This window comes from Candidatus Moraniibacteriota bacterium, from assembly GCA_016699425.1.
In the GTDB taxonomy this organism is placed as follows: domain Bacteria; phylum Patescibacteriota; class Minisyncoccia; order Moranbacterales; family UBA1568; genus SSEF01.
The window spans coordinates 794,236-820,187 of sequence record CP064975.1 but is presented as its reverse complement, the minus strand read 5'-3'; the positions used below and the strand labels follow the sequence as shown (position 1 = coordinate 820,187).

Here is a 25,952-nt window from a genome sequence, read left to right as displayed (position 1 = left end):
AACACCCAGTTAACGGAGATGACACCGAGACCCTCTCTTTCTTAGATTTTCTGTCGTAGGAAATCCGTGAAGGCCTTCATGGCTTCTCGATAGGCGGTGTGTTGTTTATGGCGTTTTTCTTGTTCAGCTTCGGGTAATTGCTGGAGCGCTTCGGGGTCGGCCATATCGAGATAGTCCGCGCCACCGACATGCAGAAAATAACCATACTGGCCAAACGCTGGATCATCAAAGACATCGACGGTGAGCTTGACATCGCTCTCGTGTGACCGTTCGTATTCGGTGATCCATGCCTTTAGTTTTTCGGCAAGCACATCGGTCGCTTCGCGGAAGCGGATGAATTCAGATGTTTCCTTTTCGTGCGGTGTTGTGGTGCGAGCTTGCTGGAGTGCTTGGAAAGCACGTTCTTCTAGTGCTTCATCGTGCCCGACATCCTCGCCGTATTTCGGTCTTTGTGTTTCGCGGATGTCTGCAACGGTAATTCCATTGGCTTGGGCGACAGATTCGAACGCTTCGCGTTCGCCGATATAGCGCCATTCTGGCCGACTAGGGGCTTCGAAGCGGATGCGCGGCGCGATATTGCCGTGGTCAAGGTGGCCTTCGCAGGACTCGGTTGTGACAAAGTTGAGCTGGTTGAGCGCTATGACACTCTCTCGGATGTTCTCGTCAATGCCGAGCTTTTCGAGCCGGGCGTCGAGGAGTTCAGTGATGGTCTGCTGTTCTGCTGCTGGAACCGTGATCGATGACTGTTCCCAAGGATTCGACATAAGGTTAAAGAGAGAGAAATTCTGCCTCTAGTGTAGCATTTTTCTGACGATTGCCATTTCCTTGGTTTTGGCCTAAAATGAGGATGTTTTGTGGCCGAATGGACAGGAGTGATTGACGCCTCTATGTACGATATTTTCTCTCAAATCTTCCGCACCCCGGACCTTCGTAAGAAGATCCTCTTTATCGTGGGGCTCTTGGTGGTATACCGGCTTGTCGCGAATATCCCCTTGCCAGGGGTGGATGTCTTTCAGTTGAAGCGACTCTTTGAGGACAATGCGCTCCTCGGTCTCTTGAATATTTTTTCAGGTGGTGGACTGTCCAATATCTCGGTGGTGCTCCTCGGTGTGGCGCCGTATATCACCGCGAGTATCATCATGCAGCTCATGCAGACCATCTTCCCGGTGCTCGAGAAGCTGTACAAAGAAGAGGGTGAACAGGGCCGTCAGAAATTCAATATGTGGACGCGCTGGCTTACCGTGCCTCTGGCGGCGCTCCAGTCATTCAGCATGATCTCGCTTCTGCGATCGCAGAACATCCTCACCGATATCACACCGTTTACGATCGTGGTGATCATCCTCTCGGCGACGGCGGGCACCGTGTTTCTCATGTGGCTGGGTGAACTCATCACCGAGAAGGGGTTGGGCAATGGTGTCTCCATGCTCATCTTTGCGGGGATCGTCGCAGCGCTGCCGACGGGGGCCTCGCGGCTCTTGGCGACGTGGGATCCATCGCAGTTCTTCACCTATCTCGTCTTCCTCGCGCTGGGGCTCATCACCGTTGCGGGTGTGATCTTCATCAATGAAGGACAGCGGACCATCCCTATCGCCTATGCCAAGCGGGTGCGCGGCTCAAGTGTCTACGGCGGATCGGCGACACACCTGCCGCTCCGAGTGAACCAGGCGGGCGTGATCCCGATCATCTTTGCGGTGTCGCTTATCCTCATCCCGACCATGCTCGCAAACTTTTTTGTCACTTCGCCAAATGCCCGGATTGCGGATATTGCTATCTCCGTTGCGACATTTCTCCAGAACCAGTGGGTCTACGGCATTGCGTACTTCGTCCTCGTCGTACTCTTCACCTATTTCTACACCGCAGTTGTCTTTGATCCGGTGAAGATTTCGGAGAATCTCCAGAAGCAGGGCGGCTATGTGCCCGGTATCCGGCCCGGGATGTCTACGGCTGAGTATCTCCATCACATCATCACACGGATCACCTTCACGGGAGCACTCTTTCTCGGGGTTATAGCGGTCCTCCCGATAGCGGTCCAGGGGATGACCGGTATCCAAGCACTTTCGATCGGTGGCGTGAGTATCCTCATCGTCGTGTCGGTCGTTCTCGAGCTGGTGAAGCATATTCAGAGTCAGCTCATGATGCGCAGCTACGAAGGACTCTAAGAGAATTTTCAAGTTTCAATTCACAATCTTCAAACAATGGAGCAATGTTTCAATACGAGACTTCTTTCATTGGAAATTGTTTAGAAATGAGAAATTGAGTAATTAGAAATTTTTAACCACATGCCTCTCAAAGACACCTATATTCTGCTCGGTTCGGCCGGCAGCGGAAAAAGCACCCAAGCGGAATTGCTCAAGAGCTCGCTTCATCTGGCACATATCGATATCGGTGCGGAGTTACGGGCGGTCGCGGCGCATGATACTGAGCTCGGGCGGCAGGTAAATGAGTTCATCAATGTGAAGCACGAACTCGCTCCCGACGATACCGTGTTCGCAGTGCTCGTTGACGCGGTGCATTCTGTACCCGAGACGGTTGGGCTGCTGATTGATGGTATCCCTCGAGGGGAGAGTCAGATTGACGAAGTTCTCAAGGTTCTGGAAGAATCTGGTCGGACTTTGAATAAAGTAATTTTCATCGATGTGCCGGAAGCAGTTTCTGTCGAACGTATTTCCAAACGCTATGCTTGCGAGGGTTGCAAACGCACCTATATCCTCGGTAAGAATCTGATCGATAGTACCAAACCGTGCCGGTATTGCGGTGGACACATCGCGCAACGGGTGGATGATACCGAGGATGGAGTTCGGAAGCGTCATCAGATATTTCACCAGAAAACCTTGCCTGTGATTCGATACTTCGAGTCGACCGGCCAGTTGCTCCATGTCGACGGGAATCAGGAAACCTACCGGGTGTTCAAGTTTATCCTCGAGCATGTCCGGCCGGATTGATATGTCCAAGCACTGGATAAAAGACGACACGGAGATCGCCGCGCTCAGGGAATCCTGCCAGCGGCTCGCTCGAGTCGTGACAGAGCTCTTGTCTACCGCTGCTGTGGGCGTGTCGACTGGGACGCTAGGTGAATTGGCTGAAACTTTGATTCAGCAAGCTGGTGGCGAGCCGATTTTCAAGGGATACGGTAAGGCGTGGGGTGCCCCGCCTTTTCCGGCAGCTGTCTGCCTTTCGATCAATGAAGAGGTCGTCCATGGCATCCCTCGGGTCGATCGTGTCCTCGCGGATGGCGATCTCTTGAAGATCGATATCGGGATGCGCTATCGGGGAATGGTCTCGGATATGGCCCGGATGAAGGTCATCGGCGCCGCTTCACCTGAGGCAACGAGGATCAAAACCGTTACCGAGGCGGCGCTATCGGCTGGGGTGGCGACGCTCCATGATGGGTCGACTTCGGATGCGTACGCCAAAGCGGTCGAGGATATAGTCAAGGCGGCCGGGTATGCCTGTGTGCGTGACTTGGTCGGACATGGTGTCGGTCGTGAGCTTCACGAAGACCCGCAGATACCGAATTATCTTGACTCTGGTCTACCGAGCTTCCATTTTGCGGCGGGGATGACTGTGGCCCTCGAGCCGATGGTGAACGTGGGGACATATCGGGTAGGACTGGCTGATGATGGCTGGACGTTCTGCACCCGGGACGGAAAGCTGTCCGCCCACACGGAGGACACGGTGCTTATCACACGGGACGGTTATGAACTGTTGACCCAGGTATGACGGAGCCGGCTCAAAGGGAGAATTTTCTCGGTATCGATTGGGGGTCACGTGATATCGGCATCGCACTTGCTCACGCCGAAACGCGTATCGCTATCCCGTTTATAACGGAACGCAACGATACGGGGTTCTTGGACCGTGTCGCCCGGCTCATCGTCGAAGAGGGAGTCGGGACGGTCGTGATTGGTATCCCATCGCATGTGAATCGCGCGACGGTGGAATATCCTGGCGAGAAACTTGGTCGCTTGATGAGTCGGAGACTCGGTGTCAGGATTGCTTATCAGGATGAGATGTTCACCACCAAGCTCGCTCAGCAAGCGCTCATCCAGCGGGGCGAACGGCAGGTGAGCAAACAGGACGATGCGGAGGCGGCTTGCATCATCCTCCAGCAGTGGTTGGATCAGAAACAGTGAACCGTCTATAGTCTCTGGTGGGTTGATACTGCCCGAGATGAGACTCTGGAATCGCGCCCGTTACCATCGATTGACAGTAGTCTATACTAGAGGGACAGTGCACTCACTTTTCTGTATGCCAAGAATCATCTTTATCACTTTCGTTCTCCTGGTTGGCACGACCGTGAGTCTGTTTGTTGTCGCGTCCGTATTGCGGGCAGCATCTGCTCTCGAGCTAGCGGTCGGAGAGTGCAAGAAGCGCACTGGTTTCGGCGATAGTACTTGCACGACACTTATCAAAAAATACATGAATGTCGATCGGTGCAAGGAGTACACGGGGTACTCCGATGCAGAATGCGCGCAAAAAATTGAAGAGATAAAGAACGAATCCATAACTGCCCCGAGTCCGTCAGAAACCCCGTCGTCCACAGTGACGAAGCCGGATGTGCCACCAGTCTCTGTGGCATTGCCACCGATAACCTCCCGGAGCGATGGGACGCTCACTGGCCTGCGGGAGAAGAAAGAGCGTGATCTCATCGCGCTTTGGAAACGTACGGAGGCGATGACCAATATGCTTAAGGACCGTGGTGTCGACACACAGGCGATCGAGGCAGCGTTCCCGGAATTCGAACGACGGGCCGAAGCATTGCTCGGAGCGTATGATACGTATCGGTCGGTGTCCGATGGGACGTCCAAGGAGGCTCAAGCGACACGTCCAGCGATCCTGGAGGATGCGAGATGGAAGGTCATCCAGGCGAAAGAGAGCCTGATCGAGTACTATCAGACGACAATTTTGTTACCGCTTCGGACGGCACATGAACAGAATATATGAGTGGCAAATTTACGCGGTATAGTGTCATTGGCCTCTCAGCTCTATTACTCATGGCCTCTGTCGGAGTCATCTTCTGGATTGTTCGAGATGAGCAGATACGATTAGCTGAGCGGGAGCGACAGGCGCTCGAAGCTGCGGAGGCAGCCTCCCAGCAGGAGAAGGCTTTGGAGAGCGCGAAGGGTGAAACGGAAAGCGGAGATGTCATGGCGACGATGCTGCATGATATCGACATACTGCTCTCTGGACTTTCGAGTGATGATCTCCCGAGTGAGAACTGATGATACAACGACCTTACACCAGTCATGCGGAGGACACGGCGCTCGTTGAAGCCTATCGTTCGGGTGATGAGCTCGCTTTCAAGACGCTGCTCGAAAAACACCTTGGCTCCATTTATGCTTTCGTCTTCCAGCTTGTCCGTGATGGTGCGGTCGCAGAGGACTTGGCGCAGGAGACATTTGTGAAAGTGTGGCGGCATCTCGATCGCTATGATGCAAGGAAGCCGTTTCGGACATGGCTGTTTGCCATCGCCAAGAACACGGCGTACGATTGGCTCAAGAAAAAACGGGCCGTGCCATTTTCGGCTTTCCTGACGGACGGCGCTGAGACGCCCTTTGAAAATATTCCTGACAGCGAACCGCTTCCGATTGAGCTACTCATGCGTGAGGATGCGGCGGCTGAGGTGAATCAGGCACTCGGTCGACTCACGGAGCACTCTCGGTCTCTGATCGTACTCGTTTACCAAGAGGGTTTTTCACTTCATGAAGCGGCGGATATCTTGGGTGAGCCGTATAATACGGTGAAAAGTCGGCATCAGCGCGCCATCCAGGAACTTCGAGCCCGCCTGTCGTCTGCGTCCGGAACCGAGTGAAGAGCGTATTACCATCGAAGTCATCCATATGTCACAAACCACACAGGAAATTTTCGAGACTGCAAGACCAGAGGTTCCCGCTGGGCTTTCTGGTCGGATACTGACGGCTATCGAGCTCGAAGCTGCTCGACAGATCTTGTTCCGATCCCGTGTTGCCTCGGGGTGTGCTTCCGTTTCGTTAGTGTTCTTGCTCGTCAGTTTTGCTGTTGCTGGTGAGAGTTTTTTCTCCTCTGACTTCTGGCGGATTATCTCACTCCTCTTTACTGATTTTGGGTTGGCGCTTTCATATTCTGAGGATTTTCTTGCATCTCTCGCCGAGACATTTCCCGCTGCCTCTGCCTCACTTCTGCTCACACCGCTCTTCCTTGGGGTCGTCTCGCTCGCATTCCGCTCAAAGTATCTCAGTCTCGCAACACGGCAGGAACAGTTCCAATTGCACGTCGTCCACTAAATCATATAGCTCACAAGTATGGAATCTGAACCAACACCGAAGCCTATTTCGTCCCCAGAAAAGTCGATGGGCAGCCCAGTCACATCAGTCTCGCGTCGCCTGACTCGGGAGCGGATATTTGTCTTGGCTGCGGTCGTGATTGGTGTTGTGCTCGTAGCTGTCGCGAGTTTCGCAGTCGGTTTCTCGGCCGGTCTGCACAAGGCTCGTTTTTCATATCGTTTCGGCGAGAATTATGAGCGTAATTTTGTGAAAGGCAGACCGGGCGATATGCCTATGATGGATCAGGGAATGCTCCGTCGGATGGATGGCGATCTCTTTCGGAGTGGTCACGGGGTGACGGGGGTGATTCTTTCACTGGCTGATCGGACGATGACGCTCCGGAATCCGGCCGGCCAAGAGAGCAGCGTCGCTGTTACCGATGCGACCATCTACAACAAAGGAAGTGATCGAGTGAATTTCGAGGACTTGTCTGTGGGTGATATGGTCGTAGCCCTGGGCAAGCCGAGCGATGATGGTACGGTCGTCGCTGCGCTCATCCGGGTCTTCGATCCGCAAGGAGAGGCGGGCCGACCAGGTGTTCCGTTTCCGAAAGGCACTCGTTAATCTTTGACCCAGACGCTATGAAGCTTTCTCAGTCAGTATCCTATGTGCGGAGTCATTGGTTTGTGACTCTGGTTGTTGTCGGGATAGTCGCTTATGGTGGATACTTTTTTCTATCAAGTTCGAACAGCACAGATACGACTGTGTCCGCACCCCGTACCGCACGGGTGGAGAGATCTGATTTGAAGGTGACCGTCTCTGGGAGCGGCCAGGTGGAAGCTGATTCTCAGGTTGATTTGAAACCGGTAGTGGCGGGAGACGCGATCGAAGTGACCACAGTGGCAGTGCAAAATGATCAAGCAGTGACGAAGGGTCAGGTGATCGCTATCCTGGACAATTCTGATGCCCGTCGGAGTGTCGTGAACGCTGAGCTCAGTTTGCATCAGACGGAAATCAAGGCGAAACAGACGAATAAACTCTATCCGAAACTGGATCGGGATGGTGCTCGCCAACGTCAGCTGGCCGCAGACTCGGTCAAGCAGAGCGAGATCGCCCTGCAGAACATGCGCGATAAGTTGCAGGATTATACGATCAGGGCGCCCTTTGATGGGATCGTGACGGGACTTTCGGTCGATAGCGGCGATACGATATCCCAGACTGGTATCCTTGCCTCGGTCATCACGAAGCGACTACATGTCTCCATCGAGCTCAATGAAGTCGATGCGGCCAAGGTGAAAGAGGGCAACACAGCCGAGCTGACGTTTGTCGCGCTCCCCAATGTCACCATCTCGGGGAAGGTGTCGAAGTTGGATACTATCGGGACGGTGACGCAGAACGTGGTCTCGTATACGGCCGAAATCGAGCTCGACCAGCAGCCGGGAGAGCTGCGGCCAGGCATGAGCGCAACCGCTGATATCAGTGTGGCGGATAAATCTGGTGTCTTGGTGGTGCCGAATGCAGCTATCACGAACGCAGACGGCAAGACAGTAGTGACCGTCATGGGGGATGGGACCCGCCCGCAGACTAATAGAGGTGCGAATCAGAATCCGAAGACGCCCAATAGTAGTACAGCTCAGTCGATTGGAGAGAAACGGGAGATCTCCACCGGACTGTCCAATGACACTGTCACTGAAATAGTAAGCGGCCTTTCTGAAGGAACCGTGGTTGAGCTCCCTGGTGCTGCCGTGAGCACCTCAGTCAGTAGCACTTCTGCTGGCCAAGGGAGTATCCTCAATCTGTTCCGGGGTTCGGGTGGTGGCAGTAATCGCTCGGGCGGCTTCCCACGTTAATTTAACGAAACGTCGATCAGTATGCTCGAGTGTCGCGGTATCACCAAGACATACATGAACGGTGATCAACAGACGACCGTGTTGAAGGATGTCTCATTCTCGGTTGCCAAAGGGGAATTCGTTTCTATCATGGGACCGAGTGGCAGCGGGAAATCGACCCTCATGCACATACTGGGGGCGCTTGATACACCAACAACAGGCGCGTATCTTTTTGAGGGTCAGGATGTCTCGAAGCTCTCTGAAGACGAACTTTCTCTTATCCGGCGGGAGAAAATCGGATTTGTGTTCCAGTCATTCAATCTGCTGCCCCGCACGACGGTCATCCGCAATGTCATGCTGCCGCTCATCTATCTGGAAGTGCCACAAGTGGAGCGGACAGAACGGGTTGCTCAGGCGCTGCGAGCCGTCGGTCTCGATGAGGCTCGATGGAAACATCGCTCCAATCAGCTTTCGGGTGGGCAAATGCAGCGAGTCGCCATCGCTCGGGCTCTCGTCAACAATCCATCGCTCATCCTGGCTGATGAACCGACCGGTAACCTCGACACGCGGACCGGTGAAAAAGTATTGGAAACATTTGAGCGACTCAATCGTGAACATGGGCATACTATCATTCTCATTACTCACGAAGACGAAGTTGCCGCTCATGCCGACCGTATCCTCTCGATTCGGGATGGCGAACTCGTGAGCGATGTCCGGACAGGCAATCGAAAAAAAATATAATACGCGTATGTATCTTACCGATCTCACGCAGGAAATCTATACCGCGGTCACCGTGAATAAATCACGCTCGAGCCTCACGGTGCTCGGTATCGTGATCGGGATCGCGTCGGTTATCGTCATGGTGGCGATCGGCCAGGGAGCGCAGACCGCCATCCAACAGAACATCCAGGCCATCGGATCGAACCTGCTCATCGTCCGACCTGGTTCCCAGCAAGGACCGGGCTCTCCGGTGCAGGGGGCACAAGGATCGGCTCAGTCGCTGACAACGGCGGATGTCACTCATCTCAAAAAGATTCCAGCGGTCGAAGCCGTTGCAGTCGAAGCGCAGGCTCGTAGTCGACAGGTGACGGCAGCGGGGAAAAATACCAATACGAGCGTAACGGGGGTAACGAGTGAGTATCCGACCGTTCGGAATGTGAAGTTGGCCGAAGGGTCCTTTTTGACGGAGACTCATGAACGATCACTGGCAAAAGTCGCTGTTCTTGGGCCGGATGTGGTCACGGAACTGTTCGACGGCGTCAGTTCGATTGGCAAGAAGGTTCGGATCGGCTCGGTTGACTTTACTGTCATCGGTGTGACGGCGGCGCGCGGAGGGACGGGCTTTGGCAGTTCGGATGACGTGATTTATATCCCGGTCTCGACGGCCCAGCAGTTTCTGATCGGCAACAAATACTTGTCCAATATCAATGTCCAGATTCGCACAGGCGAGGATATGACCGCTGCGGCCGAGAATGTAAAAGCGGCCCTGCTCGAGGCCCATGGTATCGCTCCAGATGAGACTGCGGATTTCTCGATCTTGAACCAGGCGGATATCGTCGCGACAGCATCATCGGTGACGAGTACCTTCACCACGCTCCTCGGTGCGGTGGCGGGGATCTCACTGGTCGTGGGTGGCATCGGTATCATGAATATGATGCTTACCTCAGTGACCGAACGGACCCGGGAAATCGGTCTTCGCAAAGCGATCGGCGCACGCGGCCGAGAGATCCGACTGCAGTTCTTGGCCGAAGCGATCGTACTGACATTCTTCGGCGGATTTTTCGGGATTTTCTGGGGCTTTGTCATTGCCTCTGTCATGAATCGATATGGGATTGCCGCAGAGATTTCGACAAATTCCATCATCCTGGCATTCCTCGTCTCCGCAGCCATCGGCATCGTTTTCGGCTATTACCCAGCCAGTCGGGCCGCTCGCCTGAATCCGATCGAGGCCTTGCGATACGAATAAGGGGTTGATTGTTCCGGTGAAATCAGTACAATGGAGGAACTTAACACTTTACTTTCTATAGTATGGCACAAATAAAGAGAAGCACGCTCTTTTTCGGTGTCGCGGCGCTTGCCCTGCTCGTCGCAGCCGTGAAGTTCCTCATGCCCTCCAAGGGGAATGAGGCTACCAAACCGATAACCACGACGTCAGGTGATACAACTAAAACTGTAACGTCGAAAGCACCGGAGGGATCCGTGCAGTCTTCCACTGGACTGGCGACTGACGCGGTGAAAGCTAAGGACGTTTCGGTAAAAGCGAGTTATAAGAATCCATCGGGCGAGGATCAGGTGGGCTTTACCTTGTCGGTAGATGCAGCGGGGGTGATTGTCGATGCCAAGGCCGAAGTGCTCGCCACGAACGATATTTCCAAGAAACGACAGTTGGCCTTCGCTGAGGGGTTGTCGGCGGCGGTGAAGGGGAAGAAACTGACTGAGCTCACGGCCATCGATAGAGTCGGCGGATCCTCCCTCACGACCAAAGCGTTCAATGACTCAATTGATCAATTGAAGTCGCAGATGTAGAGGTGGCTCGTTCAGGCGGGTACCGGCGTGGGTGATATACTGTGGGTACATTAAATAACCTTTTTCCCTGCCTATGTTCGAAGAATCCACGCGCCACTCAGTCAAATCCCTTGCTTGGCTGCTGATCGCTATCGCTGCCCTCCTCGCTGCGGTGGAATACGCGCGCTCAGTCGACAAGACCTATCCCACTCGGACTTTTTCAGCAGATGGTGAGGGTCGGATCGAGGTTTCTCCGGATGTCGCCAAGTTCTCTGTCTCGGTCGTGACGGATGATGGGAAAGATGTTGTCGATGTCCAGGCGAAGAATACAGAAAAGATGAATGCTGTTACGGCCTTTCTCAAGGAGTCAGCTGTCGCGGAGAAAGATCTGAAAACGGATGAATACACTCTCTCACCACGTTACGACTATCCGAATTGCACTGGGCTCTCAACTTGTCCGCAGCCGAGTATCAGTGGCTATTCGTTGACGCAGACGCTTCGTGTCACAGTTCGCGATACCGAGAAGATCGGAGACCTACTCTCGGGCGTGGTGACCAAGGGTGCCAACAGTGTTTCGCAAGTCACGTTCACGGTTGAGGATGAAGACGCAGCCAAGGCTGATGCACGGAAGGAAGCCATAGAGAAAGCGAAGGCAAAAGCCATTCGGATCGCGTCGGACGCCGGGTTTGAGATGGGACAACTTGTTTCAATCTATGAAACACCGAATGTCTTTGGTTTTGGCGGAGAGGGGGATATGCTTAGTGCGAAATCGGCGGTTGCCAATGTGCCGGCCCCATCGATCGAGCCAGGGTCAAACGAAACGACGGTCAATGTGACACTGACCTACGAAATCCTTTGAGGCTACGGTTTACGTTTTTGTTTATCGCAGACCTAATTTGTTAAGGGCAAGGATATGAACCTCTATGATGCTTCGGTACCAGTCTTTATCACAATGCTTGAAAATCTCGCTGGCATACTCGCGAAGGCCGAGGTCTGGGCGACTGAAAACGGGAAGTCTGATGAGGATGTACTCCAAGCCAGGCTCGCTCCGGATATGTTCTCGCTAGTGAAACAGGTTCAGATCGCATCGGACAATGCGAAGTCCATCTCGGCCCGGCTCGCTGGCGAAGAGCCCCCCAAGATGGAAGATATTGAGGCAACCTTCGCGGAGCTGATTGAGCGCACACGCAAGACTGTGGTCTACCTTCAGACTTTGAATCGGGAGAAATTCGAGGGGGCTGAGGACCGTCATATCCCATTCCCTTATGTCCCGGATACGTATCTGTTGGGACATGAGGCGCTTTTGCGGTCTTACTTGCCGAACTTTTTCTTTCATGTGACGACGGCGTACGCTATCCTTCGAAACCAGGGTGTTCTGCTCGGCAAGGCGGACTTTATCGGTGCGCTGCCGTTGAAGCCGAATGCACAGTAATCGCTATGGCCTCGGCATTGTCGATCGAAAATCTGAAGAAGACCTACGGTAGCGGCGTAGTGGCCCTCAAGGGGGTCAGCCTCGATGTGGCGGAGGGGGACTTCTTTGCTCTCCTCGGTCCGAATGGTGCTGGTAAAACGACCCTGATCGGTATCGTCTCCGGACTCGTGAATAAGGATGCTGGTCAGGTGCGTATCGGTGGACTCTCGATCGACGATGAACCAGCCAAGGCGAAACAGCATGTCGGTGTTGTCCCGCAGGAATTCAACTTTGGTATCTTTGAGAAGGTCGAAGACATCATCGTTGATCAGGCTGGTTACTATGGCATCCCTCGGAAACGTGCACTCATTGCCGCAGAGAAATATCTGAAACAGCTGGGCTTGTGGGAAAAGCGGCATGAACAGGCCCGGGCCCTTTCGGGTGGTATGAAGCGTCGCCTCATGATTGCCCGCGGGCTGGTCCACGAGCCGAGACTCCTGATCCTCGATGAACCGACGGCCGGGGTCGACATCGAGCTCCGGCGAGGGATGTGGGATTTCCTGCGCGAACTAAATGCCTCAGGTGTCACTATCATCCTCACAACCCACTATCTGGAGGAAGCTGAACAGCTCTGTCGGCACGTCGCGATCATCAATCAGGGCGAGATTGTGGAGCACGGGGAAATCAAAACATTGCTCGCCTCCATGGAAGAGGAGACGTTTGTCTTTGATCTGGGGAGTGCGTTGACCGTCGATATGACGCACTCGCTCCAGCCGTTCCGGGCCATGGCCGGTGACCGATCCGTCGAGCTGACTCTGACCAAGGATCATACTCTGGACAAAGCCCTCTTGGCACTGCATGGACTCGGTCTCGAAGTGAAAAGTCTCCGTAACAAGACGAATCGGCTCGAGGAATTCTTCGTCCAGAAGACTCAAAAATCCTAAGCGTATGAATTCGACTGAACTTTGGGTAGCATATCTCACGATTGTCCGTAAGGAAGCAATCCGATACCTGCGGGTCTGGTCGCAAACACTCTTGCCGCCGGTTGTCACGATGTCGCTCTATTTCGTCATCTTCGGTGGCTTCATCGGTTCGCAGATCGCACCGATCAACGGGTATTCCTACATGGAGTTCATCGTACCCGGACTGATCATGATGTCAGTCATCATGAGCTCATTCATGCATACAGTCTCGTCTTTCTACTTTGCCAAGTTTCAGAAAACACTCGAAGAGATTATGGTCTCGCCGACACCGTACCCAGTCGTCATCGCTGGCTATGTCACTGGCGGAGTGCTGCGAGGCATGACCATCGCCACGCTCGTCATGGTGGTGGCGAGCTTCTTCACAGACATCACCATGGCTCATCCGCTCGTCATGCTTCTCTTCGCGCTACTTACCTCGATTCTTTTTTCGATGGTAGGGCTTCTCAATGGCGTCTTTGCGAACAGCTTTGATGGCATTTCCATCGTACCGAATTTTGTTCTGACGCCACTGACCTATCTCGGAGGGATTTTCTATTCAGTGACTATGCTCCCGCCATTTTGGCAGGCGGTTTCGCATTGGAATCCGATCCTCTATATGATCAACGGTTTTCGTTATGGTTTCCTCGGTGTCTCAGACGTTTCCGTGCCTTTTGCGGCTGGCCTCCTTATCACACTCACGGTTGGTCTTTTCGGCTATACCTGGTACCTCTTCAAAACTGGTCGTGGGTTGCGAGCGTAGTGAGGACATTGAGCCAGGAAGAGTCACGTGTCTTTGAAATATATGAGATATTGTATTGTCGGATTGGTTTTGCTCAGCCTCGGTGCGGGAGGAGTGTTCTGGTATTGGCAGAACACTAGACGGGTGGCGCAGGAAGTGCGGCAGGAGCTCTCACATCAGCCACGGCAGACCGAAGATGAGTGGCGCAGGAAACTGTCTCCGGAAGCGTACACTATCCTGCGCGAGGGAGCGACAGAAGCACCGTTTTCAAGCCCACTGAATACCGAGAAACGATCCGGGACGTATGTCGCGGCTGATACGGGCGAGCCAGTTTTTCGTTCGGAAGACAAATTTGATTCGGGTACGGGTTGGCCCAGCTTCACTCGTCCGATCCGTCCCGAAGCGGTCATCGAGCGTGTCGACGACAGCTTTTTCATAGAGCGGACGGAAGTTTTGTCGACCGCTGGTGGTCACCTCGGGCATGTCTTCAAAGACGGCCCGCCTCCGACAGGACGGCGCTATTGTATGAATGGTGCGGCACTCCGCTTTATTCCGGATGAGAAGGGAAAATAGAATCTGGAATTCGGAATCCAGAATCGAGAGGGATGAAGTTTAAAAAAAGTTCAAGGTGGGACGCAGATGCGTACCACCTCGTGGGTTATGGGATGGAATCTTATTTCAGGGCAGATGTCGCAGGATGATTTCCAGATTTGTTTCCAGCAACTCCTCCTGAGTCTCTTCGTCGATACCGTCCCACTCCTTGTTGAGTCCTTTGCGACCAAACAGGTCGCCTAAGACCGCAAAGAGGATCTTTTTGGCTGGCTCTGTCGGGCCATGCTTGTAACGATTGTGAAACTCTTCCAATAGTGACATGAGATGCTCCCTTGAGCGATTGGGTTGTGGGTCGGAAAGAGAACAGTTGCCAATATACTAGCATAAAACTATTCCTGAGTCAAGGGTCGTAGAGTGGCTTGAATCAGGGTAAAATACGAGTAGAAATAAAATAAAACATGCAGACAAAAGTTATTATTTCGCTTCTTTCTCTTGTTCTCGTTATCGGAGTGGGATGGTTTTTTTGGTCCAGGGGTGCGTCTATAAAGAATGTGCCACTTCGTGAGACAGGCCCGATACTCTTTTTCGGAGACAGTCTCGTCGCGGGGGTAGGGGCGACTTCGGGGCATGATTTGCCGACGGTTTTGTCAGAGGCCGTGGGCGAGCCAGTCCTGAACTTTGGTGTCGCGGGTGATACGACGCGTCAGGCGCTCACTCGAGTTACCGCTGCACAAGTGGTCCATCCGCGACTCGTGCTCATACTTCTGGGAGGGAATGATTTTCTCCAGCGGGTGCCGCGCGATGAGACTTTCGCAAATCTTCAGTCATTGATTGCCGCGTTTCAATCAGCTGGGGCGGCCGTGGTGCTTATCGGTGTGAGAAGCGGTATCATAGGAGGGGGAGCAGACGATCGGTATCAGACATTGGCACGAGCGACTGGTGCGCTGTATATCGAGGACGCGTTGCAGGGGGTCTTCGGCGATCCAGCCCTCATGAGTGATACGATCCACCCAAACGATGCGGGCTACCGAAAAATCTCTGATCGGATTGCTCCAGCTGTCGAATCCATTATTCACGCACGATGACTTCCATGCCAACCGGTGTCCACCGCCGACTCGATGATCTGCCTTTCCTCGGGCTGGCGGCGGCTTTATGTTGCGGCTTGGCTTTCCCTACGTGGTTTTCGCCGTACTTTGGATGGACTGGTATCCTTCTGCAGTTTATTTTTTTCACGAGCGGACTCCGGATCGATGCCCGTGCAATTTTTTCCGAACTGCGAGATATGAAACTGTTTGCGGCTGTGTCACTTTTTCGGCTGGTAGTTTTTCCGCTCTTCGTCTATCTTTTGGCAGTGGTTTTCTTCCCGCACCTCATGATGCCGCTGGTGCTCTTGGCGGCGATGCCAGCGGGGATGACTTCGCCCCTGTTCGTCGATATGGTGCGAGGGAATGTTCCGCTCGCACTGTTTCTGACGGCAGGGACATCGCTCCTCTCAGTTATCACGCTGCCGATCATTCTCGGCCTCCTGGGCGGGGAGTCGACAGTCTTTGATCCGTGGATGATATTTCGGACCCTACTGTTTATCATGGCGGTACCGATTGCGCTCGCACAGGCAGTCCGGGCATTTCCATTCGGTCGGGACCTCATCGTCAAGGGGCAGTCACTCTCACGCTTCAGTTCCATTCTCGCCCTATGGCTTCTGATTGGGACGATTGCTTCGAAAAACAGCGCAGCCATCCGGAGCGGTTTCGTCGGGAGCGACGCTCTGACCGCTTTCCTCATCATGTCGGGGTTGCTCGTTTTGTTCCATCTCGCTTGCTATGCCATCGGTTTCTGGCGTTCTCGCCGGGACCGGATTACCGTGACACTTTCTCTCTCGTATATGAATTTCACCCTCGCGATATTTTTGGCTGAGACGCTCTTCCGTGATCCGGCGGCGATGCTCGTCGTGATACTGTCCATGCTGCCGTGGAATATCGGACTCATTGTTTTCCAGTGGCTCGTTCGCCGGAAGGGCTGGATGATTTCAAGTGATACGGAGAGAAAGGAAAAACCCGCTTTCGCGGGTTAAGGACCTACCCCAATCGGAAAATACCGACAGCGTAACGAAGAACCTATAGGGATAGGCTCTAGGCTTTCTTAATCGTTTTCTTCGGAGCTGGCTTGCTCTTCGGCTCCTCGACTCGATCGGTAGCGGCCCAGACACGGAGCTTCTTCACAGCGTTCATCATAGATGTGCGCGTCTTGTAACTCTCACCGGTAGCGACAGTCTCGCCATTGGCACCAACGAGCTTCCATCGATACCCACCCTGCTTGTCCCGGGAAACTGCGAAATGCGTCGTTTTCTGCATACGGTAATGTTCGAGGATTATGTTTCAAGGCTATTGTAGCACAGGTCTCGCCCCTTGCCTTTATGGCCGGTTCATGCTATGTTCTAGGTGCAACAGTAAGGTTTCTCGGTCGGAATTTCGGCGTGTACGGTGTCGGCTACTTTCCAGTGCCCGCTAGTTACGTGAATGAAGCCAGAAGGTCGTCTTACGTAGTTTGCATAACTAGAGAGTTCTACACACTATGTCGACACGTCTGTACATCGGTGGCATCCCGTATCGCTCCACAGAGGAAGACCTGAAGGTCGCCTTCTCGCAGGCTGGTACGGTTGTCTCTACGAAGATCATCATCGACCGAGCCACAGGCCGCTCACGCGGTTTCGGGTTCGTCGAGATGTCCACTCCGGAAGAGGCAGCCAAAGCCATCGAACTCTGGCATGGCAAGGAACTCGATGGTCGCACGTTGACAGTCAACGAGGCGCGCCCTCTCGAGAACCGGGACCAGGCCTAAGCTCCGAAAAGATAATCGCCCGAGAGATCGGGCGGTTTTCTTTTCGGTCAACGTTTCATTTCTCCCTCAGGCGGGAACTTCGATGACCATCAGTTCGCCAGCCTCGGTCATGATGCCTTTGAAGCTGTCAGCGTCACTTATCCCGAGTGCGTCGCGGCGGCCGAGCTCGTACCCGGCGATCTGTGCTTGACCAGCGATCACCATGAGGAAAGCGACGTGGCCGGCTTCTCGCAGGGTATACTGGAAGGGACGATTCACTCTGTATCGGCCGAGTGAGATAAAGGCATCTTGGTGGATGGAAAGCGATCCTTCGCGAGCGTCATTGGAAACCACGAGCTGCCAGGCGTTTTCGCGTTCCTTCGGATCAAAAGCCTCCTCTGCATAGCGTGGGTCGATGCCATAGCTTTTGGGCTCGATCCAGATTTGGAAGAGAGTGAGTGGTTCGGTGGCTGAAGCGTTCCGCTCTGAGTGGGCGACGTGTCGGCCAGCTGACATGACCTGGACAGAGCCGGTCGGTGTGATGCCGTGCGCACCGGAATTGTCCTGGTGCTCGACGGCGCCCGAGAGGGGGATGGTGATGATTTCCATGTCGTTGTGCGGATGTTGACCGAAGCCTTGATCTGGTGCGATGGTGTCATCGTTCACGACCCGCAGCGCCCCGAAACCCATCAGTTCAGGATCGTAGAAGTGGCCGAAACTGAATGAATGATACGTATCGAGCCAGTCCCAGGTGATGTGGCCGCGCTTGGCCGCTGAAAAGAATCGGGTGTTCATAGTAGGGATGATGTATGGATAAGGCGGAAGAAGAAATATCCGGCCATCACGAGGGCGAAGAGGGTCTGCAGGATGATAATCATGACAGACCCCAGGAGGGTACCGACACCTGCTTTGAGAGCTGCACCACCATTTTTGCCAGTGGAAAGTTCACCGAGGATGGCTCCAATGAAGGCGCCGAGAAAGAGACCGAGTGGGAGGAAAAATACAATTCCGAAGATCGCTCCGATGACTGCGCCCCAGAGTCCTCGTCGGGAGGCACCTGATAACCGCGCACCCCAGACGGGGGCGACATACCCGAGTATGGTCACGAGCATAAGCAAGACGCCGAAGACGCCGAGGGAAACGAGTGAGATACCCGTCGGACCTCGGGCGACGTAGAGGAGCACGAGGGCGGCATAGCCGAGAACCGGTCCGGGGAGGGCTGGGATGAGACTACCGATGACACCGATGATGGCGAGAATCGCACCGATAATGATGAGTGTATTCATGGTTGAAAAGAGTTGTGAAAGATTAGGTTTTAGAACGAGAGAGAAAGCAGGTCGGTTCGTGGTCATCGACAAGCCCGGTCGCTTGCATAAAGGCGTAGGCGATCACAGGGCCAAAGAATTTGAAACCACGACGTTTTAGATCAGCTGCCAGGGACGTGGCTTCGGGACTCGTGGTGCGGGGCTTCCATCGGGGTGAATGCTGCGGTTTCCCTCCGACAAAGCGCCAGACATATTTCGAGAAGGTGCCGAACTCTTGGCGGATGGCAAGGAATACTTGGGCATTGCTGATGGCACTCACAATCTTCAGGCGATTCCGGATGATACGGGTGTCACTCATAAGTCGGGCGATATCGCGGCTGCTAAAACGGGCGACTTGTTCGGCATCGAAACCAGCAAAAGCCTGGGCATAGCCAGCGCGTCGCTTCAAAATGGTCGCCCAAGACAAACCAGCCTGAGCACTTTCGAGGAGGAGGAACTCAAAGAATATCCGATCACGCTTCACCGGTACGCTCCACTCGGTATCGTGGTAGCGTTCGTAGAGAGTATGCTCAGCGGGTACCCAATGACAACGAATTTTTTCAGCGGTTCGTACTCGACTCATATCCCATTTCTCAAGTGTGTTTCGGCGAAAGTCTTGATGCTTCGGAGGACCGGGAGCATGTCTCGACCCTTCTCTTGCAAGCGGTAGGTAACTGACAATTTATCGATAGTTTCCTCACGTCGCTCAATAATACTCTCAGCTTCAAGTTTCTTCAGCCGGCGGGCGAGCGTGACCGGGTTCATGTTGCCGAGGGCGCGTTGGAGAGCGCAGTAGCGGAGCTCACCGCTGGCTAGTGTATCGATGATGGCAAGTGTCTGGGCATCACCAAATATCTCAAGCGCCTGTTTGGGGCAGTTAGTAGAGAGGACGGATTTCTTACCTGGCACTTGATACATAGGGTATTATCACTACTGTCAGTATAGTACTAGATATGAAATATATAAGTGTACAGCTAACAATAGCCTTCAGCCACCTCCTAGAAACTCGCGTCGTCCTCGCTATATTAAGTCTCTAGCTTACTACAGAAGTTAAAAAATAAAACATCAGCCTACCAGGAATAGGTGAGCTGATGTTGTTATCGGAAAAGGGAGATGACTGGTAACTTAGGGAGTGGCGCTGCCAGTGGCCGTTGCTGGTTCTGTGACCGGGGCCTTGCCATAGCCGACAAAGTACTTGATATCGGCTTTTTCGCGGGCGGCAGTGATCCAGCGGTCGGCTTCCGTCCCGAACTTCTGGCTGTTGAGCTGTGCTTTAATCTTGGATCGGAAATCTTCTTCGCTCATGTTTTTCGGAACCGTGAGTTTGGTCTTGGCGATGTAGTCATCAATGTCGGCGTCAGTGACGTTCAAGGAATCGCCAAGGATGAGTTTCAATTGCTGCTGAGTTGTGATTTGTTCGCGGACATCATCGAGCGTCATACCTTGCTGGGCGAGCGCATCATCGAGCGTCATGCCTTGGGCGCTCACTTGTGACTTGATATTCTCAATCTCTTTGTCGATGTCGGCTGGATCGACAACTACTCCAGCACGGACGGCTTCGGCCGCGATAAGTCGCTCGGTGATGAGCGCGTTGAGCGCGTTTTCACCCCCTTGCTTTTCCAGTTGCCGGATGACGGCGAGGCGGCTCACGGGTTGGCCGTCGATGGTCGCCGCGATGAAGAGACTGCGATAGCCGTAGGCACTCCCGAGGATAAAGGCGGCGATGAATCCGAGGATGAGGGTCCGGTTGCTGACCTGGCGCTTTGACTGTTTCACTTTCGGGGCCGGGGTGGATTCTGTTGGCAGGGTGGTCGCTGCAGCTGTCGCGGGATTTTCCATACGCAAAAAAAGCGGATTAATGCCCTAAAGTTTAGCAAGAAAATCCTAATCTGTCGAAGATGGTTGAGCCCAGTGAAAGAGGGACTACTTCAGGGGGAGTCGATATGGAGGGAGGAGTCCTCGGAAGAGAAGGGGTACTCGCACTCAGAGAAAGCGAACGCCTTGATATTCAGCAACCCACTCGCTTTTGTGATCGGACTCATCTTTGATCAGAGCATCCAATCACGCTTAGCTTGGGAGGCACCTCTCGTCTTGCAGGAACGTCTAGGACATCTTGATGCCCAAAAGATTGCCTCAATGAACATAGAGGAGCTGAAGCGGGTTGTCGCAGAGAAAAAAGCACTCCACAGGTATCCCGGCAACATGGCGAGGTATCTCATCGCAAGCTGTGCGGTGTTGGTATCTGAGTTTGATGCCCAATCAGAAAACTTGTGGAAGGGCGACGGAACAGTCGCTACCGCTCGAAAGAACTTCCTCAAGTTAAGCGGGATCGGCGAAAAGAAAGCGAATCTTGCGATCCTCATGCTTGCAAGAGACTTCGGCATTCATTTTACGGATATCGGTAGCCTCCCATTAGCTCTCGATGTGCATCTCAAGCGGGTTCTCTCCAGGAGCGGTCTATTCGACACCGATACCAAGGATGGACTGAAGGAACTGCATGACTGTTTGCAAGCAAACTACCCTCAGTTTCCAGCTTTACTCGGTACTGCACTCTGGTCTGTAGGCAGGCATTTCTGTCATGAATCCTCTCCCCAGTCTGATACCTGCCCCCTCAACCAAACCTGTTTACGGAGGTTAGCGTGAAGAAGAAAATGCAGGATATAGTGAAACGAGGCTACGAAAAGGGTGACTACGAAGTGGTCTACCGCAATCGTCAGTCACTCAATGACTTTGAGGCCGGGTTCTTCGAAGAGCTGCGATCAAATCTTCCAGCGCAATCAAGCGTGCTGGATCTTGGTTCCGGTCCTGGAGTGCCCTACGACCTCTACCTGGTACAACAGGGTTTCTCGGTGACAGGTATCGAGCTTTCTTCGAAGCATCTCAAGAAAGCCAAGAAGAGCGTTCCGGAAGCAGAGTACATCCTGGGCGACTTCCTGAACCATCCTTTCACTCCTCTGCACTACGATGGAGCGATCGCCCTGTATTCGCTCTTCCACGTACCAAGAGAGCGGCACCAAGAATTGCTCTCAAAGGTCGGCGCACTTCTCAAGCCGAAAGGGCACCTTCTCATCACGGTTGGTACCGAGGACGTTCCCTACAAAGAACGAGAATCGTTCTGCGGTGCGGAGATGGCCTGGAGTTTCTTTGATGCCGAAACGAACATGCGAATGATCACGGAAAGCGGCTTCACGATACTGAAGATGGCCAATGAGAAAGACTTCGGCAGCGCCGAAAGCCACCTCTGGGTCCTCGCTCGGAAAGATTGAACTTCGAAAGAAGCATTGCTACGCCCTTGCTTCTTTTTTCTTTGCCAAAGCCTGCCATTTTCGGATGAGTCGCTCTGTCCCTTCATGATGCACGGATTGAATCATGACCAAGGCTTCTTCGGGAGTAGCCAAGTGCATTTCCTTACATTTCTCAGGCTCCATTATCTTTGGCTCCTGTCCTTCTGGCAGGAAAGCAGCAAAACAAAGATTGTAAATACTTTTCCGATAACCGAAGACTTCAGACGGATAATCAAAGCGGTAGATGTCCAAGGGAGCGGGCCTCACCAGCTGAGCGCCTGTAATTCCTGTTTCTTCCTCAAGCTCTTTGAGCGCAACGCCTTGCAAGTCGGGATTGCCATCGGCATGGCCACCTGGCTGTGTCCACCTCCCTATCTTTGTATGCCAGAGAAAGAGTGCTTTCTTGAAATCTCTCGTGATGAGCAAGACCGAAGCAGCAATATGTTTGGCACCATCTTTCGCTTCTCGTCCGAAGCAGTTTGGATTTTCTGAAACATATTGAATAAGCTCTGCGACAGCTTCTTTCTCGTCAGGAGAAGCTGTTAACTCGTATTCTTTGAGAAGCTGGAGAAATGGTTTTCGGTGCATAGAGGTATTAATGCTATTTAATTACTTTCTTGTCTCTTTTCTTTTGCTCGGATTCTAGGAGGTCTTTGAGCTTTTCCTCACCTTCTACGCCCCTTAAGCGCCCTTGGAGGAATCCAAGGCGATAAGTGACTCCATCGCTCATGAGACGCCAATTTGTAGGGCTTAGAGCATCTTTGAGAAGTTTCTGGAGTTCATGATGGCTCTCATACTCTCCTCGGCCTGATTTGGCATCTTGGAGGCCGAATCCGAGGATAACATCCTTCTCTAGAACCGGCTTCTCAAACCCAAGCTTGGTATAGCTGGCTTTCTCGTCCCAAAGATACCAAAATGGTGACGGTTAAAGTTGACCTCAAAAGCTTCTACAGTAAAAACTCGCTTCTCAGGGATACAGGAGAACTTTCCACCTCCATCTTCCAAACGGTGTACGATGTTCCGAGTATCCAGGCCTACGATGTCATTGTCTGGTACTATGCCGAAACAACTGATCGTTATGGAAACAAGAAAAACGATGTTGTGCTTACCTACTTCATCGATAAGCCAACCCATGGAAAGATTAACTGGCAGAACTTCGACAAGAAAGCTTCCTGTGAGTTCCTAGAACAAGAAGCGAAAGTAACGGGCACTATGGATACGGGCTGTAAGACACTCGTGAATATCCAATAAGTAACTTAGTAAAAACCGCCCTCACAGGCGGTTTTTACTATTCCAAAATTACTCCTTCACGATATCTTTAAGTTTCCAGAACATTCCATTACTAAGCGGCAATAAAATATCTATGAGGTTGTAAGTTCCTTTTTTAGTCTCAGGATTTTCGTAGAGGAACTGAAATACTTCTTGAACTTTGTCATCAAGATGAAACCAACCCTGTTGCGGAGCTTTCTTAGCAACATATTCTAGATGCAATTTCAGTATTGTTAGAGTGTCTTGAGGGGATACCTTTGCGAAGATAGGGAGCGATTCTTGAAGATTATGATTCCACTCTATTGCACCACCTGTTTTTTCTAGCGTCTTTCGTGTGCGCTCAGCTTGCCAAGCAGGATCAAAAACATTCCATTCGGCATCCATCCAAAATCCAAATGATTCAAACACCTTTGGATCTACTGGTGCCTCTAAAATCCAATCCCAAAAACTTTCCAACTTCTTAGAATCTATTTTACTTTTCTTTAACCATTCCTTAGCCTGGTCTCGAGATATAGAATAACGACCGATAAATGAGATAAATTCAGTCTGTCTTTTAAGATTCTTTTCTTGCCAGAACTTTTTAAAAAGCGCTGATTCATAAGTGAACTGGGGAAAATGCATAAAAGCTAGCGCGACATGCGTTGCTAATACTTCATCAAGATCCTTGAAATACTCTCGTGGAGTATAATCTTCTCGTTTTAATTCAATAGCACGAGAGTAATAAGGTTCCAATTCTTGGAAGATCTCGTTGTAAAGATTATTCGTTAAGTAGCCTTCCCATGCCGCAAGAGCAAGGTCTCGCTTAGGCGTATCGAATCCGAATAACTTATCGAATAAAGTCCTAGTCCATTTTTTGTCACGGAAGTAGATAGAGGGCAAGTAATGCCCAAACAAAAACATAATTGCCCGGGTATTTTCCCGACCAAGAAGTTCTTCGTATATAGCTACGACATCAGAAGAAACTTTTACAGGAGCTTCTTTCGGAAATTGTTCTCCGTCCTTATAGACAAAGCTTATTAATGCTTCAAAAGCTTTTCCACGAACAGAGTTAATTGCGTGAGTGAAAGGATCGGAACAATCGTATTGGCCCTTCCCAGTTGAAGATTGATTTGATCGAGGCGTGCACACCTCGCTTTCCAAATCAGGATTTGGATGCGCCAAAAGGTATCTAATTATTACTAGGATTTTATCTCTGTACTTTTTGAATTCGATTACATCCGTCTTATCCTCACGTTGTTTAAGGAGCACTTCCATTACCTCTGCCATGGCGTTATGCACCGCATCCCAGCCAGCCAGCCAAACGTGCCCCCCATCTCTTTTTCTCTTTCCATCTTCTACAGGAATCTTTTCAAATGAAGTAATGACTGACGAAATTAGACCGAATAGCCCTTCCCACTCAATATCCAAACTTCCTTTCGTATTTTTAATAACCTCATAGACACCTCGTACAAAGATGTAAGTATAGTGCGCATCCAATAATTCCCGTTCAAAGAACAGAGGGGCGTTCTGGATGTAATCTTGGAATCTCTTAGTCATGTCATCCTGGATCGCCTTTCCTAAGCCTTCTGCACTATATTCAATAATAGAGCTCTCAGTATATTCTTCGCGTGTTAAATTTTTTGGTATCCAATCTTTCTGCAGTTTCTTAGAAATATCAACCACACTCATAGCTGCCAACTCTTCAGAAGACACCACTGATTTCTCTTGAACGTAACCACCTCGCATTTTTCCAATCATGGGCTCTGGCTGGAAATCTGATTTCAGTGTTTGGCCAATATATTTTTCAGCCTTCTCCTTCTCCTCTTCAGTCAGCCAATTTTGAATGATAGAAAATATACCAAATACATCCCCCTTGGAAAGTTTTTCATTACCTAAGTCTGAAAAAGTTCCTAGAATAACCTCTTTAAACTTCTGCTTTTCTGGATCAGAAAACAAATCTAAACTCCGTCTTAGGAGTTGTTGATATTCTGCTCCCATAGTAATATCGTGCGGATTTTCGACCTCTGAAAGACGGAGTAGGGCCTTCTTGATATCTTTACTAAAAATATCTGGACAGAGGCTATAAACGAATAGGCGAAAGCGCCACATAGCCTGACTATCTGGTAGTGTAGCTATGTAAGCATCAAAAATAGCTTGCGTTTTTTCCTTATCAGGACAGCTCTCTTTAAAGGCGCGTATTGCCAATGTTTTCATGGTCGCTACGAGGTCTCGTACATCATCACGATAAGATGTATGTTTTTTCTGACCTGTTTCCAGCGAGAAAAAGTCTATTTCGTAAAAAGCCAGGCCATCACCAACAGAAAATGCGCTTCGAGGCTCACGCTTATCTGCATTAAACAGAATCACCTTTCCCATCGTACTCGATACTAAGGATAGCGACTCACTAAGATATTTTTCATTTACTTCTTCAAGGAAATCGAATACCCCAGAATATTCCAGGTCTTTAAAGTAAAATGGGTTCTCGGTCCACAAGTCCTTGTCTTCTTCTGGGGCATCTTTTTTCCGAACTTCAAAGAGTATATCACTAAGAATAAGGGCATGCTTATCGTCGCCTGCCTTGCTTAGTGTCTTAAACATGCTTTCAAATTTGAAGCCAACGTGACTATTAAAATTGTTCATGAGGAAGATCCATTTCTCATCGCGCATTTTTGGAATTACTCTTGTCAGCTCTTCCGCTGGTAACTCACTAGCTATCCAAAAGAATCTATCAACTACTTCCGGATTGAAATTACTAGAAGAAATCGGGGTATCCAATAAAATATCAGTTACCGTTTTTGGATCCTTTTCAGCCATACGGGCCAAGTAGTTCAGCTCTGGGGTACGGTAACTGTAGCGATCTAAGTCTTGAGCTTTTTCCTTTATTGATTCCAAAAATGAATTTTTCCAAAGCCAAGGAAGCCATTTTTCATCTGCAGTAGAATAAAAATAGCTTTTCGCATCCTCATTTTCCATGAATACAGAAACTTCCTCCTTCATTTCCAGAAGGGGTGATTTTTTTACTAATTCGTCAATTTTTTTATGTAAATCGATTTGGTTCATAG

At 51.6% G+C, this 25,952-nt stretch carries 33 protein-coding genes; 24 read left to right on the top strand and 9 right to left on the bottom strand.

All coding sequences use genetic code 11. From position 1 onward, the window contains the following. Positions 1–41 precede the first annotated feature (41 nt). Positions 42–764: a hypothetical protein gene (locus IPJ68_04210; GenBank protein ID QQR78260.1), complete on the bottom strand. Its 723-nt coding sequence runs from the start codon at positions 762–764 to the stop codon at positions 42–44. Between the two features lie 123 nt (positions 765–887). Between IPJ68_04210 and secY the strand changes: the two genes are divergently transcribed. The 20 genes from secY (at position 888) to IPJ68_04110 (ending at position 16,308) form a co-directional block, all read left to right on the top strand. Next, complete coding sequence (gene secY, locus IPJ68_04205; protein ID QQR78259.1) at positions 888–2,159, top strand: preprotein translocase subunit SecY; 1,272 nt, start codon at positions 888–890, stop codon at positions 2,157–2,159. Positions 2,160–2,279: 120 nt separating this feature from the next. After that, positions 2,280–2,942, top strand: a complete 663-nt coding sequence (locus tag IPJ68_04200) for a nucleoside monophosphate kinase (protein QQR78258.1) — start codon at positions 2,280–2,282, stop codon at positions 2,940–2,942. A 1-nt stretch (position 2,943) separates the two neighbouring features. Next, positions 2,944–3,720: a type I methionyl aminopeptidase gene (gene map, locus IPJ68_04195; GenBank protein ID QQR78257.1), complete on the top strand. Its 777-nt coding sequence runs from the start codon at positions 2,944–2,946 to the stop codon at positions 3,718–3,720. Further along, positions 3,717–4,130, top strand: a complete 414-nt coding sequence (ruvX, locus tag IPJ68_04190) for a Holliday junction resolvase RuvX (GenBank protein QQR78256.1) — start codon at positions 3,717–3,719, stop codon at positions 4,128–4,130. Before map ends, ruvX begins: the two co-directional genes overlap by 4 nt. A gap of 115 nt (positions 4,131–4,245) precedes the next feature. Then, on the top strand, positions 4,246–4,941 hold the full coding sequence (locus tag IPJ68_04185) for a hypothetical protein (GenBank protein ID QQR78255.1): 696 nt from the start codon (positions 4,246–4,248) through the stop codon (positions 4,939–4,941). Then, positions 4,938–5,219, top strand: coding sequence for a hypothetical protein (locus IPJ68_04180; protein ID QQR78254.1), 282 nt, complete (start codon positions 4,938–4,940; stop codon positions 5,217–5,219). The genes IPJ68_04185 and IPJ68_04180 overlap by 4 nt, the downstream gene beginning before the upstream one ends. Beyond that, positions 5,219–5,809, top strand: a complete 591-nt coding sequence (locus tag IPJ68_04175) for an RNA polymerase sigma factor (protein QQR78253.1) — start codon at positions 5,219–5,221, stop codon at positions 5,807–5,809. Before IPJ68_04180 ends, IPJ68_04175 begins: the two co-directional genes overlap by 1 nt. Positions 5,810–5,837: 28 nt before the next feature. Next, entirely contained in the window at positions 5,838–6,260 is a 423-nt protein-coding gene (locus IPJ68_04170) for a hypothetical protein (protein QQR78252.1), read from the top strand. Positions 6,261–6,278: 18 nt separating this feature from the next. Next, positions 6,279–6,863: a hypothetical protein gene (locus IPJ68_04165; protein QQR78251.1), complete on the top strand. Its 585-nt coding sequence runs from the start codon at positions 6,279–6,281 to the stop codon at positions 6,861–6,863. Between the two features lie 140 nt (positions 6,864–7,003). Next, positions 7,004–8,089: an efflux RND transporter periplasmic adaptor subunit gene (locus IPJ68_04160; GenBank protein QQR78250.1), complete on the top strand. Its 1,086-nt coding sequence runs from the start codon at positions 7,004–7,006 to the stop codon at positions 8,087–8,089. Positions 8,090–8,110: 21 nt separating this feature from the next. Continuing rightward, entirely contained in the window at positions 8,111–8,809 is a 699-nt protein-coding gene (locus IPJ68_04155; GenBank protein QQR78249.1) for an ABC transporter ATP-binding protein, read from the top strand. Between the two features lie 7 nt (positions 8,810–8,816). Next, a complete protein-coding gene (locus IPJ68_04150) occupies positions 8,817–10,034 on the top strand; it encodes an ABC transporter permease (protein QQR78248.1) in 1,218 nt (405 codons plus the stop codon). A 62-nt stretch (positions 10,035–10,096) separates the two neighbouring features. Then, complete coding sequence (locus tag IPJ68_04145) at positions 10,097–10,594, top strand: hypothetical protein (protein ID QQR78247.1); 498 nt, start codon at positions 10,097–10,099, stop codon at positions 10,592–10,594. 73 nt (positions 10,595–10,667) lie between these two features. Continuing rightward, entirely contained in the window at positions 10,668–11,432 is a 765-nt protein-coding gene (locus tag IPJ68_04140) for an SIMPL domain-containing protein (protein QQR78246.1), read from the top strand. Between the two features lie 54 nt (positions 11,433–11,486). Next, positions 11,487–12,005 (top strand): DUF1993 domain-containing protein, encoded by a 519-nt coding sequence (locus tag IPJ68_04135; protein ID QQR78245.1) that lies wholly within the window; start codon positions 11,487–11,489, stop codon positions 12,003–12,005. A 5-nt stretch (positions 12,006–12,010) separates the two neighbouring features. Further along, on the top strand, positions 12,011–12,928 hold the full coding sequence (locus tag IPJ68_04130) for an ABC transporter ATP-binding protein (protein QQR78244.1): 918 nt from the start codon (positions 12,011–12,013) through the stop codon (positions 12,926–12,928). Positions 12,929–12,932: 4 nt separating this feature from the next. After that, entirely contained in the window at positions 12,933–13,706 is a 774-nt protein-coding gene (locus tag IPJ68_04125; protein QQR78243.1) for an ABC transporter permease, read from the top strand. A gap of 42 nt (positions 13,707–13,748) precedes the next feature. Continuing rightward, positions 13,749–14,258: a peptide-methionine (R)-S-oxide reductase MsrB gene (msrB, locus tag IPJ68_04120; GenBank protein QQR78242.1), complete on the top strand. Its 510-nt coding sequence runs from the start codon at positions 13,749–13,751 to the stop codon at positions 14,256–14,258. 437 nt (positions 14,259–14,695) lie between these two features. After that, positions 14,696–15,322 (top strand): arylesterase, encoded by a 627-nt coding sequence (locus tag IPJ68_04115; protein ID QQR78241.1) that lies wholly within the window; start codon positions 14,696–14,698, stop codon positions 15,320–15,322. Then, positions 15,319–16,308: a bile acid:sodium symporter gene (locus IPJ68_04110; GenBank protein ID QQR78240.1), complete on the top strand. Its 990-nt coding sequence runs from the start codon at positions 15,319–15,321 to the stop codon at positions 16,306–16,308. The genes IPJ68_04115 and IPJ68_04110 overlap by 4 nt, the downstream gene beginning before the upstream one ends. Positions 16,309–16,366: 58 nt before the next feature. Here IPJ68_04110 and IPJ68_04105 read toward each other — a convergent pair whose 3' ends face one another. Beyond that, positions 16,367–16,588, bottom strand: coding sequence for a YegP family protein (locus IPJ68_04105; GenBank protein QQR78239.1), 222 nt, complete (start codon positions 16,586–16,588; stop codon positions 16,367–16,369). A 220-nt stretch (positions 16,589–16,808) separates the two neighbouring features. On the opposite strand from IPJ68_04105, the gene IPJ68_04100 reads away from it, so the two are divergent. Further along, positions 16,809–17,075 carry an RNA-binding protein gene (locus tag IPJ68_04100; GenBank protein QQR78238.1) on the top strand — a complete coding sequence of 89 codons (267 nt, stop codon included), beginning with the start codon at positions 16,809–16,811 and terminating at the stop codon, positions 17,073–17,075. A 66-nt stretch (positions 17,076–17,141) separates the two neighbouring features. Here the strand turns inward: IPJ68_04100 and IPJ68_04095 are convergent, their stop codons facing one another. The 5 genes from IPJ68_04095 to IPJ68_04075 form a co-directional block, all read right to left on the bottom strand. After that, positions 17,142–17,849 carry a pirin family protein gene (locus IPJ68_04095; GenBank protein ID QQR78237.1) on the bottom strand — a complete coding sequence of 236 codons (708 nt, stop codon included), beginning with the start codon at positions 17,847–17,849 and terminating at the stop codon, positions 17,142–17,144. After that, the gene (locus IPJ68_04090) at positions 17,846–18,340 is read right to left on the bottom strand and encodes a DUF456 domain-containing protein (GenBank protein QQR78236.1); all 495 of its coding nucleotides are present in this window, start codon (positions 18,338–18,340) and stop codon (positions 17,846–17,848) included. The genes IPJ68_04095 and IPJ68_04090 overlap by 4 nt, the downstream gene beginning before the upstream one ends. A gap of 22 nt (positions 18,341–18,362) precedes the next feature. Further along, positions 18,363–18,941 carry a DNA-3-methyladenine glycosylase I gene (locus IPJ68_04085; GenBank protein ID QQR78235.1) on the bottom strand — a complete coding sequence of 193 codons (579 nt, stop codon included), beginning with the start codon at positions 18,939–18,941 and terminating at the stop codon, positions 18,363–18,365. Further along, positions 18,938–19,276 (bottom strand): helix-turn-helix transcriptional regulator, encoded by a 339-nt coding sequence (locus IPJ68_04080; protein QQR78234.1) that lies wholly within the window; start codon positions 19,274–19,276, stop codon positions 18,938–18,940. Before IPJ68_04080 ends, IPJ68_04085 begins: the two co-directional genes overlap by 4 nt. A 207-nt stretch (positions 19,277–19,483) precedes the next feature. Further along, a complete protein-coding gene (locus IPJ68_04075; GenBank protein QQR78233.1) occupies positions 19,484–20,197 on the bottom strand; it encodes a SurA N-terminal domain-containing protein in 714 nt (237 codons plus the stop codon). A 162-nt stretch (positions 20,198–20,359) separates the two neighbouring features. On the opposite strand from IPJ68_04075, the gene IPJ68_04070 reads away from it, so the two are divergent. Both IPJ68_04070 and IPJ68_04065 read left to right on the top strand, forming a co-directional pair. Further along, positions 20,360–21,001 (top strand): hypothetical protein, encoded by a 642-nt coding sequence (locus tag IPJ68_04070; protein QQR78232.1) that lies wholly within the window; start codon positions 20,360–20,362, stop codon positions 20,999–21,001. Next, positions 20,998–21,624 (top strand): class I SAM-dependent methyltransferase, encoded by a 627-nt coding sequence (locus tag IPJ68_04065; protein ID QQR78231.1) that lies wholly within the window; start codon positions 20,998–21,000, stop codon positions 21,622–21,624. Before IPJ68_04070 ends, IPJ68_04065 begins: the two co-directional genes overlap by 4 nt. An 18-nt stretch (positions 21,625–21,642) precedes the next feature. On the opposite strand, the gene IPJ68_04060 is transcribed toward IPJ68_04065, so the two are convergent. Further along, complete coding sequence (locus IPJ68_04060) at positions 21,643–22,230, bottom strand: NUDIX domain-containing protein (protein ID QQR78230.1); 588 nt, start codon at positions 22,228–22,230, stop codon at positions 21,643–21,645. 327 nt (positions 22,231–22,557) lie between these two features. Between IPJ68_04060 and IPJ68_04055 the strand changes: the two genes are divergently transcribed. Further along, positions 22,558–22,893: a hypothetical protein gene (locus IPJ68_04055; protein QQR78229.1), complete on the top strand. Its 336-nt coding sequence runs from the start codon at positions 22,558–22,560 to the stop codon at positions 22,891–22,893. Between the two features lie 48 nt (positions 22,894–22,941). On the opposite strand, the gene IPJ68_04050 is transcribed toward IPJ68_04055, so the two are convergent. After that, on the bottom strand, positions 22,942–25,950 hold the full coding sequence (locus IPJ68_04050) for a hypothetical protein (protein QQR78228.1): 3,009 nt from the start codon (positions 25,948–25,950) through the stop codon (positions 22,942–22,944). Positions 25,951–25,952 lie beyond the last annotated feature (2 nt).

Bases quoted from the DNA above. Each gene is read 5' to 3' on its own strand.
- IPJ68_04115 (QQR78241.1), top strand. From the start codon at position 14,696: ATGCAGACAAAAGTTATTATTTCGCTTCTTTCTCTTGTTCTCGTTATC.
- IPJ68_04165 (QQR78251.1), top strand. From the start codon at position 6,279: ATGGAATCTGAACCAACACCGAAGCCTATTTCGTCCCCAGAAAAGTCG.
- IPJ68_04055 (QQR78229.1), top strand. From the start codon at position 22,558: ATGGTGACGGTTAAAGTTGACCTCAAAAGCTTCTACAGTAAAAACTCG.
- IPJ68_04135 (QQR78245.1), top strand. From the start codon at position 11,487: ATGAACCTCTATGATGCTTCGGTACCAGTCTTTATCACAATGCTTGAA.
- IPJ68_04085 (QQR78235.1), bottom strand. From the start codon at position 18,941: ATGAGTCGAGTACGAACCGCTGAAAAAATTCGTTGTCATTGGGTACCC.
- IPJ68_04050 (QQR78228.1), bottom strand. From the start codon at position 25,950: ATGAACCAAATCGATTTACATAAAAAAATTGACGAATTAGTAAAAAAA.
- IPJ68_04170 (QQR78252.1), top strand. From the start codon at position 5,838: ATGTCACAAACCACACAGGAAATTTTCGAGACTGCAAGACCAGAGGTT.
- map (QQR78257.1), top strand. From the start codon at position 2,944: ATGTCCAAGCACTGGATAAAAGACGACACGGAGATCGCCGCGCTCAGG.
- IPJ68_04100 (QQR78238.1), top strand. From the start codon at position 16,809: ATGTCGACACGTCTGTACATCGGTGGCATCCCGTATCGCTCCACAGAG.
- IPJ68_04080 (QQR78234.1), bottom strand. From the start codon at position 19,276: ATGTATCAAGTGCCAGGTAAGAAATCCGTCCTCTCTACTAACTGCCCC.
- IPJ68_04075 (QQR78233.1), bottom strand. From the start codon at position 20,197: ATGGAAAATCCCGCGACAGCTGCAGCGACCACCCTGCCAACAGAATCC.
- IPJ68_04200 (QQR78258.1), top strand. From the start codon at position 2,280: ATGCCTCTCAAAGACACCTATATTCTGCTCGGTTCGGCCGGCAGCGGA.
- IPJ68_04110 (QQR78240.1), top strand. From the start codon at position 15,319: ATGACTTCCATGCCAACCGGTGTCCACCGCCGACTCGATGATCTGCCT.
- IPJ68_04155 (QQR78249.1), top strand. From the start codon at position 8,111: ATGCTCGAGTGTCGCGGTATCACCAAGACATACATGAACGGTGATCAA.
- IPJ68_04210 (QQR78260.1), bottom strand. From the start codon at position 764: ATGTCGAATCCTTGGGAACAGTCATCGATCACGGTTCCAGCAGCAGAA.
- secY (QQR78259.1), top strand. From the start codon at position 888: ATGTACGATATTTTCTCTCAAATCTTCCGCACCCCGGACCTTCGTAAG.
- IPJ68_04105 (QQR78239.1), bottom strand. From the start codon at position 16,588: ATGCAGAAAACGACGCATTTCGCAGTTTCCCGGGACAAGCAGGGTGGG.
- IPJ68_04095 (QQR78237.1), bottom strand. From the start codon at position 17,849: ATGAACACCCGATTCTTTTCAGCGGCCAAGCGCGGCCACATCACCTGG.
- IPJ68_04130 (QQR78244.1), top strand. From the start codon at position 12,011: ATGGCCTCGGCATTGTCGATCGAAAATCTGAAGAAGACCTACGGTAGC.
- IPJ68_04060 (QQR78230.1), bottom strand. From the start codon at position 22,230: ATGCACCGAAAACCATTTCTCCAGCTTCTCAAAGAATACGAGTTAACA.
- IPJ68_04125 (QQR78243.1), top strand. From the start codon at position 12,933: ATGAATTCGACTGAACTTTGGGTAGCATATCTCACGATTGTCCGTAAG.
- msrB (QQR78242.1), top strand. From the start codon at position 13,749: ATGAGATATTGTATTGTCGGATTGGTTTTGCTCAGCCTCGGTGCGGGA.
- IPJ68_04140 (QQR78246.1), top strand. From the start codon at position 10,668: ATGTTCGAAGAATCCACGCGCCACTCAGTCAAATCCCTTGCTTGGCTG.
- IPJ68_04175 (QQR78253.1), top strand. From the start codon at position 5,219: ATGATACAACGACCTTACACCAGTCATGCGGAGGACACGGCGCTCGTT.
- IPJ68_04145 (QQR78247.1), top strand. From the start codon at position 10,097: ATGGCACAAATAAAGAGAAGCACGCTCTTTTTCGGTGTCGCGGCGCTT.
- ruvX (QQR78256.1), top strand. From the start codon at position 3,717: ATGACGGAGCCGGCTCAAAGGGAGAATTTTCTCGGTATCGATTGGGGG.
- IPJ68_04185 (QQR78255.1), top strand. From the start codon at position 4,246: ATGCCAAGAATCATCTTTATCACTTTCGTTCTCCTGGTTGGCACGACC.
- IPJ68_04150 (QQR78248.1), top strand. From the start codon at position 8,817: ATGTATCTTACCGATCTCACGCAGGAAATCTATACCGCGGTCACCGTG.
- IPJ68_04180 (QQR78254.1), top strand. From the start codon at position 4,938: ATGAGTGGCAAATTTACGCGGTATAGTGTCATTGGCCTCTCAGCTCTA.
- IPJ68_04090 (QQR78236.1), bottom strand. From the start codon at position 18,340: ATGAATACACTCATCATTATCGGTGCGATTCTCGCCATCATCGGTGTC.